The sequence below is a fragment of the Porphyrobacter sp. THAI-01a genome, assembly GCF_056868655.1.
In genome coordinates this window covers 2,967,036-2,983,480 of the sequence record NZ_CP180579.1, presented here as the reverse complement: position 1 = coordinate 2,983,480, position 16,445 = coordinate 2,967,036, and the positions used below count along the sequence as shown (strand labels likewise).

Sequence of the window (16,445 nt, the reverse complement as noted above, 5' to 3'; positions counted from 1 at the left end):
TATCCAAGAGGGTGCCGAAGCGCGCGGCATCGCGCCCGCCACGGCCCGCGGGCCGTGCCCGGGAGGATGGATTCCATCGGGATTGAAATGGTGCGGTCGAGAAGACTCGAACTTCCACGGGCTTTCGCCCACAACGACCTCAACGTTGCGCGTCTACCAGTTCCGCCACGACCGCACTCGGGGTTTGCCGGGGCAGCCAAAGCGCTGGCCCCGCGGTAGGAGCGCGCCCCTAGCAAGGGGTTTGCAGCCGCGCAAGCTCTTTGACGAAGACTTTCTCGCGCGCCCTAGCGCGGCGCCCAGCCGAGCGCCGCGCCAGCCGCGCCGGGCGGGATGTTGGCGATCGCCTCGGTCACGGTCACGGTCTCGCCCGGGGCGAGGCGGCGCTTGGAGGGGACCACCACCCAGTCGCCGATATTGCGCTCGCGCCGGTCGCTGAACACCACCAGCACGTTGGGCACATCGAGGCTCTCGCTCGCGGTGTTGGTGATGGTGCCGCGCACGCGGAAGATCACCTCGCCGCTCTCGAGCGGTTCGCGGCGCTGGTCGGCCTTGGGAAAGTCGAGCTCGAGCCCCGGACGCCCGACGCCGAAGGTCGGCCGCTGGAGCGGCAGCCAGTCCGGCAGGCCGTAATAGTTGACCGCGACCGCCGTGCCGGTCGCCAGCGCGGCGAACAGGGCCGCGGCGAGCGTCCACATCCTGAGCGTGTTGCGCGGCCGGGTGAAGGGCGCGCGGTAATCGAACTGCGAGCCCTCGCCACCGTCCGCGTCCTCGGCATAGCCCTCGTCATCGTCGAAGGGCGGGTCGGGTATGTTCTCTCCGGGGGTGGCCGCATCGGGGAAGGAGGGTGTTTCCGCAAAGACCGGCGGCGGCGGCGGAGGGGCCGGTGCAGGCTCCTCCTGGGCGGCGGCGGCGCGGCCCTGCCGCAGCGCCCGCACGGCCAGCGATGCGCTTTCGGGGGTGTAGCTCGGCTCGACCGGGTCCGCCGGGGTGCGCCAGTGGCTCACCGAGGGACCGCCGCTGTCCGCCTCGGGCACCGGAGTGGGCGAGGGCGGAGACGGGGGCGGAGGCGGCGGGGCAACCGGCGCAGGCCGGGGCGCGGCCGCAGCGGGTTGAGGGTCGGGTCGGGGCTGGTCGGGTTCCGGCCGGGGTGCGGGTGCAGGGGCGGGCTGCGGGTCTGGCGCAGGCGCGGCCCCGGTCTCGATCGGCTCCTGGAACCAGCTGTGCTTGCACTTGGCGCAGCGCACGGTGCGCCCCTCGCTGCCGATGGCAGCATCGGGCACCGCGTAGCGGGTGCCGCAGGCTGGGCAGGCGATGATCATGTCACACCCGGTGATAGTCCACAGGCCTGCGCAAACAAGAGGAAGCACCCCCGGGCCCCCGATTTACCCTCTGTTTTCCACATTGCGGGGCGTAAATCGGGCATTCCGGACCGCTCCCGGCGATCACCGGCTTTCCCGCCGCGCGCCCCCCTGATAGGTGCGCGGCATGAGCGAGACCCTCGACGGCCACGTGAAATTCGACAATGTCGGGCTGCGCTACGGCACCGAGCCCGAGGTGCTGAGCAATCTCAGCTTCACGCTCTATCCCGGCAGCTTCTACTTCCTCACCGGCGCGAGCGGCGCGGGCAAGACCAGCCTGCTCAAGATGCTCTACCTTGCCCAGCGGCCCTCGCGCGGGGCGATCCGGATGTTCGGGCAGGATCTCGTCACCATGCCGCAGAGCCGCCTGCCGGAACTGCGCCGGCGCCTCGGGGTGGTGTTCCAGAACTTCCGGCTGGTGCCCTACCTCACCGCCTTCGACAATGTCGCCCTGCCGCTGCGCCTTGCGGGGACCGACGAGAAGAAGGTGGTGAAGGCGGTGGGCGACATGCTCGATTGGGTGGGCCTTGCCCACCGCGCCCACGCCGTGCCGCCGACCATGTCGGGCGGCGAGCAGCAGCGCGTCGCGATCGCCCGCGCGGTGATCGCCCGCCCGAAGATGCTGATCGCCGACGAGCCGACCGGCAACGTCGATCCCGACATGGCGCTGAAGCTGCTGCGGCTGTTCGAGGCCTTGAACAACCGCGTGGGCACCACCGTGGTGGTCGCGACCCACGACGTGCACCTCCTGAAGAAGGTCCCGGATTCGCTGATCATGCGGCTGCACAAGGGGCAGTTGTCCGACCCGACCGGCGCGCTGCGCTATCCGCCCCGCCCGTCCGGGCCTACGGGAGGCAGCGCGGCATGAGCACGCTGCCGCCCCTGACCGGCGCGCCAGAGGATCCGGCCGAGGATGCGCCCCCCGTGCGTCCGAGCGGGCGCGCGGCGGCTCGGCTGCTGCCCCCGACCCGCCTCACGGGGCCGATCCCCTGGGTGATCGCGATCCTGATCGCGCTGGTGGTGATCGCCGCCGCAGGCGGGCTCGCCCTGCGCAACCTCGCCACCGCCGCGAGCGCGGGCCTGTCGAGCGCGGTGAGCGTCCAGGTGATCGAGCCCAACCCCGATCTGCGCCCCGCGCGGGGGCAGGCGGCGGTCGCGGTGCTGACCGGCATCGAGGGCGTGAGCGCGGTGCGGTTGGTGCCCGAGGCGGAGCTGGTCGCGATGCTCGAACCCTGGCTCGGTCCGGTTGCCGGCGAGGGCGACGTGCCGATCCCGGCGCTGATCGACGTGGAACTCGCCGGCAAGGCGGGCCCGGCCGAGATCGCCCGGATCGAGGCGGCGCTGGCCGCGCAGGTGCCGGGTGCGCGGGTCGATGCCCAGGGCGATTTCCTGCGCCCGGTGAACGATGCGCTGGCCGCGCTGCAGTGGCTCGCCCTCGCGCTCATCGCGCTGGTCGCGCTGGCGACGGCGGCGGCGGTGTGGCTGGCAGCGCGCAATGCCTTCGCCGCCGCGCGCGACACGGTCGAGATCATGCACCTGCTGGGCGCGAGCCAGAGCCAGATCAGCGCGGTGTTCCTGCGCGACGTGCTGCGCGAGGCGGCCGCGGGCGCGCTACTCGGCACGGGGCTGGGGGTGGCGGCGGTATGGCTGCTCGGGCGGCAGTTCGCCGCGCTCGGCAGCGGCATGGTGAGCGGCGGCGGACTGATGCTGGCCGACTGGCTGGCGATCGCCGCGATCCCGCTCGCGGGCGTGCTGCTCGCACTGGTGACGGCCCGGATCACCATTGCGCTCGCCCTCAAGGACATGCTTTAGGCGCGTGACGATGATCCGGCGTGCCCTTTCCCTGTTGTTTCTCGCCTGGGCGATCGGCTTCCTGTGGTTCGTGGTGGCTCTGCCCAAGCCGTCGGACGGCGTGACCACCGATGCGGTTATCGTGCCCACCGGCGGCCCCGGGCGGATCGCGCGCGGCCTCGCGGTGCTCGATCAGGGGCTGGCCGGCAAGATGCTGGTCAGCGGGGTCGATCCCGAGGTGCGCCCGCAGGAATTCGCCGCCCAGTTCGGCGTCTCGCCGCGGCAGATGGCCTGCTGCGTGACGCTCGGTTTCGCGGCGGTCGACACCCGCTCCAACGCCGCCGAAACCGCCAAGTGGGTGGCGCAGAACGAGGTGCGCTCCCTCAGGCTGGTCACGACCGACTGGCACATGCGCCGCGCCGCGGGCGAGCTTGACCGGACGCTGCCCGAGCATGTCACGGTGGTGCGCGACGCTGTGCCCTCGCAGCCCGATCTCGGCACGCTGTTCCTCGAATATCACAAGCTGATCGCGAGCCGCGCGGCGGGTCTGGCCGACCTTTGAGCTGGCTGATCGCCGCGCTGCGCTCGCTCGCCTTCTACGTGCTGTTCTATGGCGGCAGCGTGCTGCTGGTGAGCGCCTCGGTGGTGGCGGTGACGGCAAGGCCCGGCTGGCTGCGCGGCATCGTCGGGCGGTGGGGGCGCTGGCACCTGTGGTGCGTCGAGAAGGTGCTCGGCATCAAGGTGGTGCTCGACGGGACCCTGCCCGAAGGTCCGGTGCTGATCGCGGTCAAGCACGAGGCGTTCTTCGAGGCGATCGACACCCCGCGCCTGTTCGCATTCCCCGCCGTCTTCGCCAAGCAGGAGCTGTTCCGCATCCCGGGCTGGGGCTATTCGGCGCTGGTCTACGGCCTCATTCCGGTGGCGCGCGAGGAAGGCGCCAAGACCCTCAGGCAGATGCTTGCGACGGCGAAGGAGCGGGTGGAACAGGGCCGCCCCTTGGTGATCTTTCCCGAAGGCACCCGCGTCCCCGTTGGCACCCGTCCGCCGCTCCAGGCGGGGTTTGCCGGGCTCTACAAGCTGCTCAGGCTGCCGGTGGTGCCGATCGCGGTCGACAGCGGTCGGCTGTATCACCACCTGGTGAAGCGCCCGGGGCGGATCACCTACAAGGTCGGCGAGACCATCCCCGCGGGCCTCCCGCGCGAGGAGGTCGAGGCACGGGTGCACAAGGCGATCAATGCATTGAACGGGTAACTGCCGTCATTCCCCGTGTTCGCGGCCGAAATCGGGGCGGCGATCGTCCTGCCCCTGCTCGATCACCGCGCGGCGGATCGCGCGGGTGCGGGTGAAGAGGTCGAACAGCGCCTCGCCGTCGGCCGACCGGATCGCGCGCTGCATCGCGGTGAGGTCCTCGACGAAGCGTCCGAGCATTTCGAGCACGGCGCCCTTGTTGCTGAGGAACACGTCGCGCCACATCACCGGATCGGAGGCGGCGATGCGGGTGAAGTCGCGGAAGCCCCCGGCGGAATACTTGATGACCTCGCTCTGGGTCACCTCCTCGAGGTCGCTCGCGGTGCCGACGATGGTGTAGGCGATGAGGTGCGGGATATGGCTGGTCACGGCGAGCACGAGGTCGTGGTGCGCCGCGTCCATGATCTCGACCTTGGAGCCGAGGCCGGTCCAGAAGTCCGACAGCGCCGCGACCGCCTCTTGGTCTGCGCCTTCGGGCGGGGTGAGGATGCACCAGCGCCCCGCGAACAGCGTGGCGAAGCCCGCGTCCGGCCCGCTCTGCTCGGTCCCGGCGACAGGGTGGGCGGGGATCACGCAGGCGCCCGGCAGCGCCTCGGCCAGCGCGCTCGCCACCGCCGCCTTGGACGAGCCGACGTCGCTGACGATCGCGTGGGGGGCAAGGCCCGGCGCGATCGCCCGCGCGGCATCGCCCATCGCGCCGACGGGGACGCAGAGGATCACGAGGTCGGCATCGGTGACGGCGGCTTCCGCCGTCTCGCAGACCGTGCCCACCAGCTCGCGCTCGGCGGCCCTTGCGCGCACCGCGGCGTCGCGGTCCCATCCGGTGGTATGGATGTGCGGGCTGCGCGCCTTCGCCGCCAGCCCGATCGAGCCGCCTAGCAGGCCAAGGCCGATGATGGCGACCCGCGCAATGGTCATGCCGCTTCCCCGCACAGCGCGCGAAGCGTCGCGATGACGCGGGTCATGTCGTCGGTCTTGCCGATGGTGATGCGCAGCGCGTCGGGCAGGCCCTGCGAGGGCAGGTGGCGCACGGCATAGCCGGCGTCCGCCAGCGCCTCGAGCGCCCGCGCGGCGCTCACCGCGCCCGCGAAGTGGACGAGCAGGAAGTTCGCCTCGCTCGGCGTCACCGACAGGCCGTGGTTGCCCAGCGCCGCCACCGCCTCGGCCAGCCGCGCACGCTCGCGGGTATTGTGTTCGCGCGACGCGGCGACGAAGCCCTGGTCGCCGAGTGCCGCCAGCGCCGCCATCTGTCCCGACGCGGTGACGTTGAACGGCCCGCGGATGCGGTTCAGCACGTCGACCAGCCCCGGCGCGCCGGTGCCCCAGCCGATCCGTTCGGCGGCAAGGCCGTAGATCTTGGAGAAGGTGCGCGTCACCAGCACGTTGTCGGCCCTGGCGGCGAGCTCCATCGCCGCCGATTGCAGCGCCGGATCGACATATTCGCCATAGGCCTCGTCGACGACCAGCAGCACGTCGGCGGGCAGGCCGGCGTGGAGCCGCGCGACCTCGGCAGGGGGGAGGAAGGTGCCGGTGGGATTGTTCGGATTGGCGAGGAACACCACCCGCGTGGCGGGCGTCACCGCGGCGAGCAGCGCATCGACATCGGTCGCGAGATCGCGGTCCGGTGCCTCGACCGGCGTCGCCCCGCAGCGCCGGGCGGCGATATCGTAGACCGCAAAGGAGAAGCGGCTGAACAGCACCTCGTCCCCCGGCCCGGCAAAGCCCTGTGCGGCAAGGTTGAGCAGCTCGTCCGAGCCGGTGCCGCACACCACCCGCGCCGGATCGAGCCCGTGGAGCGCGGCAATCGCTTCGCGCAGCCTGCGCGAATCCGGATCGGGATAGGTCGCCGCCTCCCCGCGCGCGGCGGCCAGCGCAGCGAGCGCCGCAGGGCTGGTGCCCAGCGGGTTCTCGTTGGCCGACAGCTTCACCAGCGGCTTGCCGGAAGCCGATTGCGACTTGCCGGGCTGGTAGGCGTGGATCCCGAGGATCCAGGGCTTGGGTTCGGGTCTTGCGATAGTCATCGTGATGCGCCGCTTGAAGAAAAGGCAGTGGTTGGGCAAGCCCAGCTTCGCTTCCGACAAGCTCAGCACGAGCGGAATTTGCGAAAAGTTTCGTTAGCCGTTCGCCCCGAGCTTGTCGAAGGGCCGTTTTTCCGCTTTCGCAGCTTTCGCATGAACGCCGCCCCGCCCGTCTCCCCGGTCTACCGCGTCCCCCACCCCCTGCCGCTCGACAGCGGGCAGGTGCTGGACGGCTGCGACATCGCCTACGAGACCTACGGGACGCTCGCAGCCGACGCCTCGAACGCGGTGCTGGTGTGCCATGCGCTGACCGGCGACCAGTATCTCGCCAGCCCGCACCCCATCACCGGCAAGCCCGGCTGGTGGGAAAGGATGGTCGGCCCGGGCAAGCCGATCGACACGGACCGCCATTTCGTGATCTGCGCCAACGTCATCGGCAGCTGCATGGGATCGAGCGGCCCCGCCAGCCTCGCGCCTGATGGCCAGCCTTACGCGATGCGCTTCCCCGTCATCACCATCCGCGACATGGTGCGGGGACTGGTGGCCCTGCTCGACGGCCTCGGGATCGCGCGCCTGCACGCGGTGGTCGGTGGGTCGATGGGCGGGATGCAGGCGCTGAGCCTTGCCGCGAACTGGCCCGAGCGCGCGGCGCGGGTGCTGGTGATCGCGTCCACCGCGCGGCACTCGGCGCAGAACATCGCCTTCCACGAGGTCGGGCGGCAGGCGATCATGGCCGACCCGGCATGGAACGGGGGCGACTATTACGCGGGCGACGCCAAGCCCGACAACGGCCTCGCCGTGGCGCGGATGGCGGCGCACATCACCTACCTCTCCGAGGCGGGCCTCACCGAGAAGTTCGGGCGCCGGTTGCAGGACCGCGAGGCCAAGGGCTTCGGCTTCGACGCCGAGTTCCAGGTGGAAAGCTACCTCCGGTATCAGGGCAGCGGCTTCACCCGCCGGTTCGATGCGAACAGCTACCTCTACATCACCCGCGCGATGGATTACTTCGATATCGCCGAGGAGCACGGCGGGAAACTGGCCGATGCGTTTGCGGGGACGCAGGCGCGCTTCTGCATCGTCAGCTTCGATACCGACTGGCTCTACCCTACCGCCGAAAGCCGCCACGTGGTTCACGCGCTGAACGCGGCGGGGGCGAAGGTCAGCTTCGTGGAACTCTCCGCGCCCCACGGGCATGACTCGTTCCTCCTCGAGCACGACCAGCTCGACCGGGTGGTCAAGGGGTTTGTCGAATGACCCCCCCCAATTCCCCGCTACGCCCCGACCTTGCCGCCATTGCCGCCCATGTCGCGCCCGGAAGCCGGGTGCTCGACATCGGCTGCGGGGACGGCGCGCTGATGGCGGAGCTGGAGGCGACGAGCGGCTGCGATGCGCGGGGCATGGAGCTCGACGGCGCGCTGGTCGAACGTTGCGTCGCGCGGGGGCTTTCCGTGGTGCAGGGCGATGCCAATCTCGACCTCGCCAACTACCCCGACAAGGCGTTCGACTACGCGATCCTCAGCCAGACGCTGCAGACCGCGACGCGGCCCGACCTGATGCTCGACGAGCTCCTGCGCGTCGGTCGGCGCGCCTTCGTGTCGTTCCCCAACTTCGCCCACTGGCGCACCCGTGCGGCGCTGCTGTTCGGGGGGCGGATGCCGGTCACGCGCGCGCTGCCGGTCAGCTGGTACGAGACCGAGAACATCCACCACGTCACGGTTGAGGACTTCCGCGACCTTGCAAAGCTGAAGGGCGCCAAGGTCGAGCGCGCGTGGTTCTTCGCGAACGAGAAACAGATCGGCGCGCCAGCGGCTAACTGGCGCGCCGAGTTTGCTGTCTTCGAATTGAGTCGCTGATCAGCCCGCCCGGTGCAGGGCGCAGAGCTTGTGGCCGTCGAGGTCGAGCACATAGCCGAGATTGAGCGTGCCCATCGACCCCACGCGCGGTCCCGGCGGGTCCTCGATCGACTTGCCGCCCGCAGCCACGGCGGCATCGTGGAAGGCCTGCACCTGTTCGAGGCTGTTGCAGGCGAAGCCGATGGTCGACCCGTTCGAGCAGGTCGCGGGCTGGTCGTTGATCGGCTCGCTGATCGAGAACATGCCCCCGTTGTGCATCCAGAAGGCGCGCTTGTGGCCGGTGGCGGCGACGTTGATCATCCCCGGGCCGGCGCCGAGCACGCCGAGCACGCTGTCGTAGAAGGCCTTGGCGCGGTCGAAATCGCTGGTGCCGACCATGATGTGACTGAACATGGATTGGTGTCTCCTCTCATAGGACAGGTTGCGGATTAGGACGGAAGCTTCCCGCCCGCAATGCGGATTTCCGGTAGCCTTTGGTTCAGGTGAGGGGGCATAGGGAGAGCCATGCTCACGCCCCTCCTCGCCGCCGCGCTCGCGCTTCAGGAAACCCCGGCCCGGCCGGCTCCGGCCCCCGAGGCCGACGTCATTGTGATTGAGGAACTGCCGATCGAGCAGGCCGCCGCCGCGCGTTGCGCGCTCGCCTATGCCACCATCGGCCAGTGGCAGAAGACCGGCGATCCGCGCGGTGCGGCCTATCCCGACGTCAATGCCCGGGGCGGGCGCGAGTTCTTCGTCCGCGTCATGGCGCAGCTGATGGACACCGGCCTGACCCGCGAGAACATCGTCGCGATCACCGCGCAGGGGGTCGAACGGAACAACACCCCGGAAGGCGCCGAGCGGATCGCGCAGATGATGCCGGCCTGCGAGCTGATGAAGTCGGCCGCGGGGCTGTAGCGCCGCCGACATATCCCCCGCGCGCCCATGATGGGGCGCTGGATTCCCCGGGCCAAACGAGGCATGGAACGGGCCACCATGTGGCTCCTCTACCAATTCCCGCTATGCCCCTTCAGCCGCAAGATCCGGCTGCTGCTGAGCGAGAAGAACATTCCCTTCGATCTGGTGCGCGAGGACCCCTGGGCGGCCTCGGACCTGTTCTTCAACCTCAACCCTGCCGGGCGCACGCCCGTGATCGTCAATGCGGAGAAGAACATCACCATCCCCGACAGCCGCGCGATCGCGGAGTATTTCGAGGAGACGGTGGACCGCAATCCGATGATCAACGGCACCGCCACCCAGCGCGCCGAGATCCGCCGGCTGGTCGCGCTGTTCGACGAGAATTTCTACGCCGATGTCACCGCGCCGCTGCTCTCCGAACGCATGAAGAAGCGCATCCTGCGCCAGCCGCCCGACAGCGGCGCGCTGCGCAACGCGATGAAGATGGCGCACGGGCATCTCGACTATCTCGACTGGCTGATCGACAACCGCCCCTGGGTGGCGGGCTCGACCATGAGCCTCGCCGATCTGGCGGCGGCGGCGCAGATCTCGGTCGCGGACTATCTCGGCGGGATCGACTGGGCGGGGCACGAACAGTCGCGCGGCTGGTATGCCGTGTTCAAGAGCCGACCGAGCTTCCGCCCGCTGCTGACCGAGCGGATGGACACGATCAAGCCGCCTGCGCATTATGCGCTGCTGGACGGGTAAGTAACGAACGCCACCTCGCTTGCGAAACGCCACTCTCGGCCCAATATTGGCGCCAACGAGAGAGGTATTCCCATGACCGACGATCCCCGCACCATCACGGACGCCGAGTGGCGCGCAAAGCTCACCCCGATGCAGTATCACATCCTGCGCGAGGCGGGCACCGAGCGCGCCTTCACCGGCGAATACGACAAGTTCTACGACGAGGGCGAATATCACTGCGCCGCCTGCGGGACGCAGCTGTTCTACAGCACGGCCAAATACAATTCCGGCTGCGGCTGGCCCGCCTTCACCCGGCCTGCCGATGACGAGGTGATCGAGGAGCACCGCGACACCTCCTACGGCATGATCCGCACCGAGGTGCGCTGCGGCAAGTGCGGCGGGCATCTCGGCCATGTCTTCCCCGACGGCCCGCCCGAACAGGGGGGCCTGCGCTACTGCATCAATTCCGCCGCGCTGATCTTCACCCCTGCCGGCAGCTGAGCCCGCCGCCGCAACCGGGGAGAGCCGCGCAGCGCTGGGTTCACCCCCGGTTACAACTTGCCTATGCAAGGGGCCGCATTTCCGCCCCGGTTCAGGGGAGCATCAATCGGGCACGGGCCATGTCGAGACGGGGTGAGCAGTTGCAGAACAGGCGCGCGCGCGGCAAGCGCCGGGCGGCGGCGGAGCGATCCGGCGCGGCCGACCCCGCTCCGCGCGGCCCCGGCAGCAAGCCGCCCCGCACCGGCTGGCGGTTGTGGCTGCGCCGCCTGTTCGTGTGGGGTGCGGGTGTGGCGGTCCTCGGCCTCGTGTTCCTCGCCTTCGCGGTCGGCTTTGCCGCCTCGTCGCTGCCGAGCTTCGCCACGCTTCAGGCGACCCAGCCCGGGCAGACCATCATCATCCGTGCGCGCGACGGACGCGAGATTGTCGAGATCGGGCCGAGCTTCGGCGAATGGCTCGAATACGAGGAGATCCCCCGCAGCATGACCGACGCCATGGTGGCGGTGGAGGACAAGCGCTTCCGCTCGCACTTCGGGGTCGATCCCGTCCGCCTGACCGGGGCGGTGGCGGAATGGATCACCGGCTCGCGCGCGCGCATCGGCGGCACCTCGACCATCACCCAGCAGCTGGCGCGCAACCTGTTCCTCAACAACAACCGCACCCCCGACCGCAAGGCGCGCGAGGCGGTGCTGGCGATGGCGCTCGAATGGAAGTTCTCCAAGGAGGAGATCCTCGAGCTCTACCTGAACAAGGTCTATTTCGGCGGCGGCGCCTACGGGATCGACAGCGCATCGCGCAAGTTCTTCAGCCACCCGGCGAACGAGCTCAGCGTCGAGGAGGCGGCGATCATCGCCGGGCTGGTCAAGGCGCCGAGCCAGTATTCGCCCACTGCCGACGTGCAGGCCGCGGTCGACCGCGCCAAGGTGGTGCTGCGGCTGATGCGCGAGCAGGGCTTCATCAGCGCCGACCAGGCCGATGTCGACGTGAGCACGGTGCAACTCAAGGAGCAGGCCGGGCAGAACTCGGTGCGCTATTTCACCGACTGGGTGCTGCCGCAGCTCGATATCATCCTGCCGGAAACCTACGAGCCGATCGAGGTGTGGACCACGCTCGATATCGGGATGCAGCGCGCCGCGACCGCCGCGATCGAGGCCAACACCCCGAAAGGCGCGCAGGGCGCGCTGGTCAGCCTCGACCGCGACGGGGCGATCCTCGCGATGGTGGGCGGCACGGACTACGTCGCCAGCAACTACAACCGCGCCACGTCCGCGCTGCGCCAGCCCGGTTCGGCGTGGAAGCTGTTCGTCTATCTCGCCGCATTGGAGGCCGGCTACACGCCCGAGGACAAGGTGGTCGACACCCCCGTGACGATCGACGGCTGGAGCCCGCGCAACTCGAATGGCCGGAACGTCGGCGAAACCGACCTTCGCACCGCCTTCGCCTATTCGATCAACACCGTCGCGGCGCAGCTCGGCAACGAGGTCGGGTTCGGCACGGTCGCCTCGATGGCGCGGCGGTTCGGGATCGATTCCAAGGTCGACACCAATCCCTCGATGGTGCTGGGCGCCTCGGAGATGCGGGTGATCGAGATGACCCAGGCCTTCGCCGGGGTGGCCGCCAAGGGCGCGCCGGTCGAGCCCTACGGCATCACCAAGGTGACCGGCGCGAGCGGCGAGGTGCTCTATCGCCGCGAAAGCCAGCGCCAGTCGCCGGCGGTGCCCGATTACGTCGTCGCCGGGATCACCGATCTGCTCCAGGCCGCGGTTCAGACCGGGACGGGGCGCGCCGCGGATATCGGCCGCCCGGTGGCGGGCAAGACCGGCACCACCTCGTCGAACAAGGACGGCTGGTTCATCGGCTTCTCCAGCGGCATCACGACCGGCGTGTGGATGGGCCGCGACGATGCCAAGCCCGTCCCCGGCCTCCAGGGCGGCCGCGCCCCGGCGCAGGCCTTCGCCGCCTACATGCGCTATGCCGTCCGGGACCGTCCGGTCGAACCCTTCGACGTCACGCTCGAGCCGCCCGAATGGCTCGAACCCGACGAGGAGGCGCTGTTCGGCGAGCCGGAGGACTACTACTACATCGACGAGCAGGGCAACGCGATCGAGCCGAGCCGCCGCGATCCGGGTGCGGGGCCCTTCGGCGTGGAGGGCGAGCGCGGCCCCAACGCCCCGCCGGCCGCGAGCCAGGACTTCCTCGAGGAGGCGACCGGCGGCGCCCTGCCGCAGAACCAGCGACCGCCACCGCGCCGTCCGCCGCCGCAGCCGCCGGCGCTGAAACCGGGCGAGCAATAGGCCGAGTCATACGAAAAGGGCGCCGGGATCGGATCCCGGCGCCCTTTTCGTTGGCTCTTGCAGCGCGTGTCAGCGCAGGCGGACGGCGATGAAGGCTGGCGGGTTGGGCCCGCGCTGGATGCGCAGCAGGATCGCCTCGCGCTTCTCGGTGCGGGCGGCGGTGACCTGCGCCACCAGCGCCTCGACCGAGGCGACCGGCTGGTAATTGGCCGACAGGATGATGTCGCCGCGGCGCAGGCCCTTGCGGGCGGCGTCGGCATTGGGATCGACCGCCGCGACCACCACCCCCTTCGTCTCCGCGGGCACGCCGAGCGAGCGGGCGATGCCTGCGCTCATCGGCATGACCTGCATCCCGAGTGACTGCTCGATGGTCGTGTCCGAGGTGCCGGGCGCCATCGGCTCCTCGGCATTGGGATCGAAGGTCTGGTTCTGCGCCTGCAGCTCCTGCTCGCTCGGGCGCTTGCCGAGGGTGACGTTGATGGCCGTCCGCTTGCCGTCGCGCAGCACCTCGACCGGCACGGTCGTGCCCGGCTGGAGATTGGCGACGAGGAAGGAGACGGTCTGTTCGGCGGTCACTTCCTTGCCGCTGATCTTGGTGACGATATCGCCCGCCCTGATCCCGGCACGGCCCGCGGGGCTGGTGTCCTCGACCGACTGCACCAGCTCGCCGCGGCGCTTGGGCAGGCCGAGCGAGGCGGCGAGGTCCTCGTCGATCGGCTGGAGCCGCACGCCGAGGTATCCGCGCTGGATCTCCTGGCCCGAACGCAGCTGGTCGACGATCGGGGCGGCGATCTCGGCGGGGATGGCGAAGCCGATGCCCACGCTCCCGCCCGAAGGCGAGAAGATCGCGTTGTTGATGCCGATCACGTTGCCGCGCATGTCGAACAGCGGGCCGCCGGAATTGCCGCGGTTGATGCTCGCGTCGGTCTGGAGGTAGCGGTCATAGGCGCCGCCCTGGCCGGTGTTGCGGTAGACCGCCGAGATGATCCCGCTGGTCACCGTCCCGCCGAGGCCGAAGGGGTTGCCGATCGCCACCACCCAGTCGCCCACCCGCGCCGCGCTCGAATCCCCGAAGCGCACGAAGGGGAAGGTCTTGTTCGAACGGATCTTGAGCACCGCGAGGTCCGATGCGGCATCGGCGCCGATCACATCGGCTTCGTATTCGGTGCCGTCCGACAGGGTGATGGTGATCGCCTCGAGCTTGGCGCGGGTGTCGGGCGGGTTGATCACGTGATTGTTGGTGACCACGATCCCGTCGGCCGAGATGATGAAGCCCGAACCCAGCGACTGCGCCTCGCGGGTCTGCGGCTGGGCCCCGCCGCCGCCCTGGCGACGGTTGAACAGCTCGGCGAAGGGCGTGCCGGCGAAGGGATTGTTGGCGACCTCGACCCGCTGGCGGGTGGCGATGTTGACCACCGCGGGCTGGAGCTGGGCGGTGAGGTCGGCAAAGCTCGCCGGAGCGCCCGCGACCGGCACGACCCGGTCCATCACCGCATCGTCGTTCTGCGCCACCTGCGCGCCGAGCGGCGAGCCGGTGATCAGCGAGATGGCTGCGCCGCCCACCAGCAGCGCGCTCGACAGTCCGTATACGTAGCGCACGTTGTTCACGTCCTCTTGGTCCTTATCCTCTGGAGGAATGCGCAGGGCCCCCGCGCCGTTCCTCAAACCCTTTGACGGGGCCGGCACGAAGGCCGGCGACCCGCTGTGCAAATGCCCTTTCCGGGGCTGAACGCGGATTGAACACCCGCGCCCTTCAACGCCGTTCGTCGGCGCTTTGTCGAATGGTCAGTTCCCGCCCTTGAACTGGCGGAAATACTCGCTGTCCTCCGACAGCACCATCGTGCTCTGCCCTTCGCCGGCGAGGAAGGTCTGCCGGTAGCTCTGCATCGCGCGGTAGAAGTCGTAGAACTTCGGGTCTTTTCCGTAGGCATCGGCGTAGATCTTCGCGGCCTGGGCGCTGGCTTCGGCCTGGATGATCTGCGCATCGCGCTGCCCGGCGGCGCGGATCGTTGCGGCTTCCTCCTGCCGGTCGGTCTCCATCCGCGTGAAGGCGGCATCGAGCGGACGGCCTTCGGGAAGGTCGGCGGCCTTGATGCGCACGTCGAGCACCTGCGCGCCGTAGATGCGCGCCTGCTGGTCGAGCGTGGCGGTGATGTTGGCCATCGCCGTCCCGCGCTCGGCGTTGATCAGCGCCGAGAACGGCCGCCGCCCCAGCTCCTGCCGCAGCACCGAGGTGAGGATCGGCAGCAGCTGCGCCTCGAGCTGGCGCTCGGTCCCGGCCTTCTCGACCAGCTTTACGGGATCGATGATGCGGTAGCGCGCATAGGCATCGACCTGAAGGCGCTGCTGGTCGTTGGAGAGCACCTGGGTGCGCTCCATGTCGAGATCGAGCACCCGGCGGTCGATCATCCGCACCTCCTCGACGAAGGGGATGCGGAAATTGATCCCCGCGCCGGTCGAGCCATAGGGCACCTCGGGGCGGAAGATGTTGAACACCCGGTCGGGCTGGCCGGTGCGGATCACCACCGCCTGATGGGTTTCCGGGACGATCACCACGCTGGCGAGCAGCGCCACCACCAGCGCGACGAGGGCGATGACGATGTTGCGGGTGCTGCGGAAGACGTCGCTCATGGCCTCACTCCCCCTGCGTCTGCGGCTGCTGCTGCGCGCGCCGCTTGAGTTCGGGCAGCGGCAGGTAGGGGGTCACGTTGCCGGATTCGACGATCGTCTTGTCGGTCTTGGACAGGATCTGCTCCATGGTCTCGTAATAGAGGCGGCGCCGCGTCACTTCGGGCGCGAGCTTGTATTCCTCGTAGATGTCGTTGAACTCGCGCGCGTCGCCCTGCGCCCGGGCGAGCACCTGCTGGGCCACGGCGCGCGAACGGTTGATCGCCGCGTCCGCATCCTGCTGGGCGGAGGAGACGTCCTTGAAGGCTTCCTCCACGCGGCTCGGCGGGTCGACCTTGTTGATCTCGATGCCCTGCACCTGGATGCCCGAGCGATAGGCATCGAGCCGCGCCTGCATCGCCGCGCGGACATCCTGCTCGATCTCCGCCCGGCCTTCGCCGGTCAGCACCGTGTCGAGGTTCTGCTTGGCCACCGCCGCGCGCATCGCCGCCTCGCCGATCTCCAGCAGGGCGTTGCGCGGATCGTTGAGCTGGTACTTGTAGAGCGTGAGGTCCGAGATGTTCCAGCGGATCAGGTAAGAGAGGTCGACGAGGTTCTGGTCGCCGGTCAGGATAAGCTTCTCGGTCTTGGTGCCGGGCACCTCCTCCAGCCGGACCTGCGTCACATTTTCCTTCTCGACCATGTGGATCGGCCAGGGTGCGGTGATGTTGGTGCCGGAATCGAGCGTGTCGTAATACTTGCCGCCGAGCCAGGTGACGACCGCCTGTTCGCCCGGCTGGACGAAGTGGAAGCTCGTCACCGCCGCCCACACCAGCGCGACCCCGCCGATGATGACGGGCACCCAGCTCTTGCCGCCGGGCCTCTCGGGCAGGCGGAAGGTCGGCCCGCCGGGGCCGCCGCCGCCCGCGCGGCGCGGGCCTTCGGGGCCGCGGTTCTTGAAGATGTCCTCGATGCTGGCCGAGCGCCGCTTGCCCGGCTCGCCCCCGCCGGGGAGCCAGGGATTGCGCGGGCCCCCGCCCGAGCCGCCGCCATCGCCCGAAGGACCGCTCTCGCCCGGCTCGTCGTCGTTGCCGCCGCCGCCCCAGGGGTTGTTCCTGCCAGCCATGGCCAGGCCCTTGAGGCCAGTGCCAAGACGTT

The 16,445-nt window shown here is 69.7% G+C and carries 17 protein-coding genes and 1 tRNA gene; 10 read left to right on the top strand and 8 right to left on the bottom strand.

Going from position 1 to position 16,445, the window contains the following annotated elements; all coding sequences use genetic code 11:
- Positions 1-88: 88 nt before the first annotated feature.
- Positions 89-175 (bottom strand) — tRNA-Leu (locus ACMX37_RS14350).
- Between the two features lie 109 nt (positions 176-284).
- Positions 285-1,319, bottom strand: a complete 1,035-nt coding sequence (locus tag ACMX37_RS14345; protein WP_483146579.1) for a zinc-ribbon domain-containing protein — start codon at positions 1,317-1,319, stop codon at positions 285-287.
- Positions 1,320-1,485: 166 nt separating this feature from the next.
- Here ACMX37_RS14345 and ftsE point away from each other — a divergent pair, with 166 nt between their 5' ends.
- Genes ftsE through ACMX37_RS14325 form a run of 4 tightly spaced genes read left to right on the top strand, consistent with a single transcriptional unit; the run spans position 1,486 to position 4,400 of the window.
- Positions 1,486-2,226 (top strand): cell division ATP-binding protein FtsE, encoded by a 741-nt coding sequence (ftsE, locus tag ACMX37_RS14340; RefSeq protein WP_483146578.1) that lies wholly within the window; start codon positions 1,486-1,488, stop codon positions 2,224-2,226.
- Complete coding sequence (locus ACMX37_RS14335; protein ID WP_483146577.1) at positions 2,223-3,170, top strand: cell division protein FtsX; 948 nt, start codon at positions 2,223-2,225, stop codon at positions 3,168-3,170. The genes ftsE and ACMX37_RS14335 overlap by 4 nt, the downstream gene beginning before the upstream one ends.
- 10 nt (positions 3,171-3,180) lie before the next feature.
- Positions 3,181-3,711: a YdcF family protein gene (locus tag ACMX37_RS14330; RefSeq protein WP_483146576.1), complete on the top strand. Its 531-nt coding sequence runs from the start codon at positions 3,181-3,183 to the stop codon at positions 3,709-3,711.
- Positions 3,708-4,400, top strand: coding sequence for a lysophospholipid acyltransferase family protein (locus ACMX37_RS14325; RefSeq protein WP_483146575.1), 693 nt, complete (start codon positions 3,708-3,710; stop codon positions 4,398-4,400). The genes ACMX37_RS14330 and ACMX37_RS14325 overlap by 4 nt, the downstream gene beginning before the upstream one ends.
- 6 nt (positions 4,401-4,406) lie before the next feature.
- Here ACMX37_RS14325 and ACMX37_RS14320 read toward each other — a convergent pair whose 3' ends face one another.
- Positions 4,407-5,315 (bottom strand): prephenate/arogenate dehydrogenase family protein, encoded by a 909-nt coding sequence (locus ACMX37_RS14320; RefSeq protein ID WP_483146574.1) that lies wholly within the window; start codon positions 5,313-5,315, stop codon positions 4,407-4,409.
- Positions 5,312-6,418 carry a histidinol-phosphate transaminase gene (gene hisC / locus ACMX37_RS14315; RefSeq protein WP_483146573.1) on the bottom strand — a complete coding sequence of 369 codons (1,107 nt, stop codon included), beginning with the start codon at positions 6,416-6,418 and terminating at the stop codon, positions 5,312-5,314. Before hisC ends, ACMX37_RS14320 begins: the two co-directional genes overlap by 4 nt.
- A 150-nt stretch (positions 6,419-6,568) precedes the next feature.
- Between hisC and metX the strand changes: the two genes are divergently transcribed.
- Both metX and metW read left to right on the top strand, forming a co-directional pair.
- Positions 6,569-7,669, top strand: coding sequence for a homoserine O-acetyltransferase MetX (gene metX / locus ACMX37_RS14310; RefSeq protein ID WP_483146572.1), 1,101 nt, complete (start codon positions 6,569-6,571; stop codon positions 7,667-7,669).
- Positions 7,666-8,268 (top strand): methionine biosynthesis protein MetW, encoded by a 603-nt coding sequence (metW, locus tag ACMX37_RS14305; protein WP_483146571.1) that lies wholly within the window; start codon positions 7,666-7,668, stop codon positions 8,266-8,268. The genes metX and metW overlap by 4 nt, the downstream gene beginning before the upstream one ends.
- On the opposite strand, the gene ACMX37_RS14300 is transcribed toward metW, so the two are convergent.
- A complete protein-coding gene (locus ACMX37_RS14300) occupies positions 8,269-8,661 on the bottom strand; it encodes a VOC family protein (RefSeq protein ID WP_483146570.1) in 393 nt (130 codons plus the stop codon).
- A 111-nt stretch (positions 8,662-8,772) separates the two neighbouring features.
- On the opposite strand from ACMX37_RS14300, the gene ACMX37_RS14295 reads away from it, so the two are divergent.
- The 4 genes from ACMX37_RS14295 (at position 8,773) to ACMX37_RS14280 (ending at position 12,680) form a co-directional block, all read left to right on the top strand.
- Entirely contained in the window at positions 8,773-9,162 is a 390-nt protein-coding gene (locus ACMX37_RS14295) for a hypothetical protein (protein WP_483146569.1), read from the top strand.
- Positions 9,163-9,240: 78 nt separating this feature from the next.
- The gene (locus ACMX37_RS14290; RefSeq protein WP_483148417.1) at positions 9,241-9,909 is read left to right on the top strand and encodes a glutathione S-transferase family protein; all 669 of its coding nucleotides are present in this window, start codon (positions 9,241-9,243) and stop codon (positions 9,907-9,909) included.
- 72 nt (positions 9,910-9,981) lie between these two features.
- Complete coding sequence (gene msrB / locus ACMX37_RS14285; protein WP_483146568.1) at positions 9,982-10,389, top strand: peptide-methionine (R)-S-oxide reductase MsrB; 408 nt, start codon at positions 9,982-9,984, stop codon at positions 10,387-10,389.
- 119 nt (positions 10,390-10,508) lie between these two features.
- Complete coding sequence (locus ACMX37_RS14280; protein ID WP_483146567.1) at positions 10,509-12,680, top strand: transglycosylase domain-containing protein; 2,172 nt, start codon at positions 10,509-10,511, stop codon at positions 12,678-12,680.
- A gap of 69 nt (positions 12,681-12,749) precedes the next feature.
- Here the strand turns inward: ACMX37_RS14280 and ACMX37_RS14275 are convergent, their stop codons facing one another.
- From ACMX37_RS14275 to hflK, 3 genes are all read right to left on the bottom strand, one after another.
- Positions 12,750-14,288 carry a Do family serine endopeptidase gene (locus ACMX37_RS14275; RefSeq protein ID WP_483146566.1) on the bottom strand — a complete coding sequence of 513 codons (1,539 nt, stop codon included), beginning with the start codon at positions 14,286-14,288 and terminating at the stop codon, positions 12,750-12,752.
- Positions 14,289-14,465: 177 nt separating this feature from the next.
- The gene (gene hflC, locus ACMX37_RS14270; protein WP_483146565.1) at positions 14,466-15,311 is read right to left on the bottom strand and encodes a protease modulator HflC; all 846 of its coding nucleotides are present in this window, start codon (positions 15,309-15,311) and stop codon (positions 14,466-14,468) included.
- Between the two features lie 4 nt (positions 15,312-15,315).
- Complete coding sequence (hflK, locus tag ACMX37_RS14265; protein WP_483146564.1) at positions 15,316-16,413, bottom strand: protease modulator HflK; 1,098 nt, start codon at positions 16,411-16,413, stop codon at positions 15,316-15,318.
- Between the last annotated feature and the right edge of the window lie 32 nt (positions 16,414-16,445).

Coding starts and splice junctions, on each gene's coding strand:
- ACMX37_RS14345 (WP_483146579.1), bottom strand. CDS start 1,319: ATGATCATCGCCTGCCCAGCCTGCGGCACCCGCTACGCGGTGCCCGAT.
- ftsE (WP_483146578.1), top strand. CDS start 1,486: ATGAGCGAGACCCTCGACGGCCACGTGAAATTCGACAATGTCGGGCTG.
- ACMX37_RS14335 (WP_483146577.1), top strand. CDS start 2,223: ATGAGCACGCTGCCGCCCCTGACCGGCGCGCCAGAGGATCCGGCCGAG.
- ACMX37_RS14330 (WP_483146576.1), top strand. CDS start 3,181: ATGATCCGGCGTGCCCTTTCCCTGTTGTTTCTCGCCTGGGCGATCGGC.
- ACMX37_RS14320 (WP_483146574.1), bottom strand. CDS start 5,315: ATGACCATTGCGCGGGTCGCCATCATCGGCCTTGGCCTGCTAGGCGGC.
- hisC (WP_483146573.1), bottom strand. CDS start 6,418: ATGACTATCGCAAGACCCGAACCCAAGCCCTGGATCCTCGGGATCCAC.
- metX (WP_483146572.1), top strand. CDS start 6,569: ATGAACGCCGCCCCGCCCGTCTCCCCGGTCTACCGCGTCCCCCACCCC.
- metW (WP_483146571.1), top strand. CDS start 7,666: ATGACCCCCCCCAATTCCCCGCTACGCCCCGACCTTGCCGCCATTGCC.
- ACMX37_RS14300 (WP_483146570.1), bottom strand. CDS start 8,661: ATGTTCAGTCACATCATGGTCGGCACCAGCGATTTCGACCGCGCCAAG.
- ACMX37_RS14295 (WP_483146569.1), top strand. CDS start 8,773: ATGCTCACGCCCCTCCTCGCCGCCGCGCTCGCGCTTCAGGAAACCCCG.
- ACMX37_RS14290 (WP_483148417.1), top strand. CDS start 9,241: ATGTGGCTCCTCTACCAATTCCCGCTATGCCCCTTCAGCCGCAAGATC.
- msrB (WP_483146568.1), top strand. CDS start 9,982: ATGACCGACGATCCCCGCACCATCACGGACGCCGAGTGGCGCGCAAAG.
- ACMX37_RS14280 (WP_483146567.1), top strand. CDS start 10,509: ATGTCGAGACGGGGTGAGCAGTTGCAGAACAGGCGCGCGCGCGGCAAG.
- hflC (WP_483146565.1), bottom strand. CDS start 15,311: ATGAGCGACGTCTTCCGCAGCACCCGCAACATCGTCATCGCCCTCGTC.
- hflK (WP_483146564.1), bottom strand. CDS start 16,413: ATGGCTGGCAGGAACAACCCCTGGGGCGGCGGCGGCAACGACGACGAG.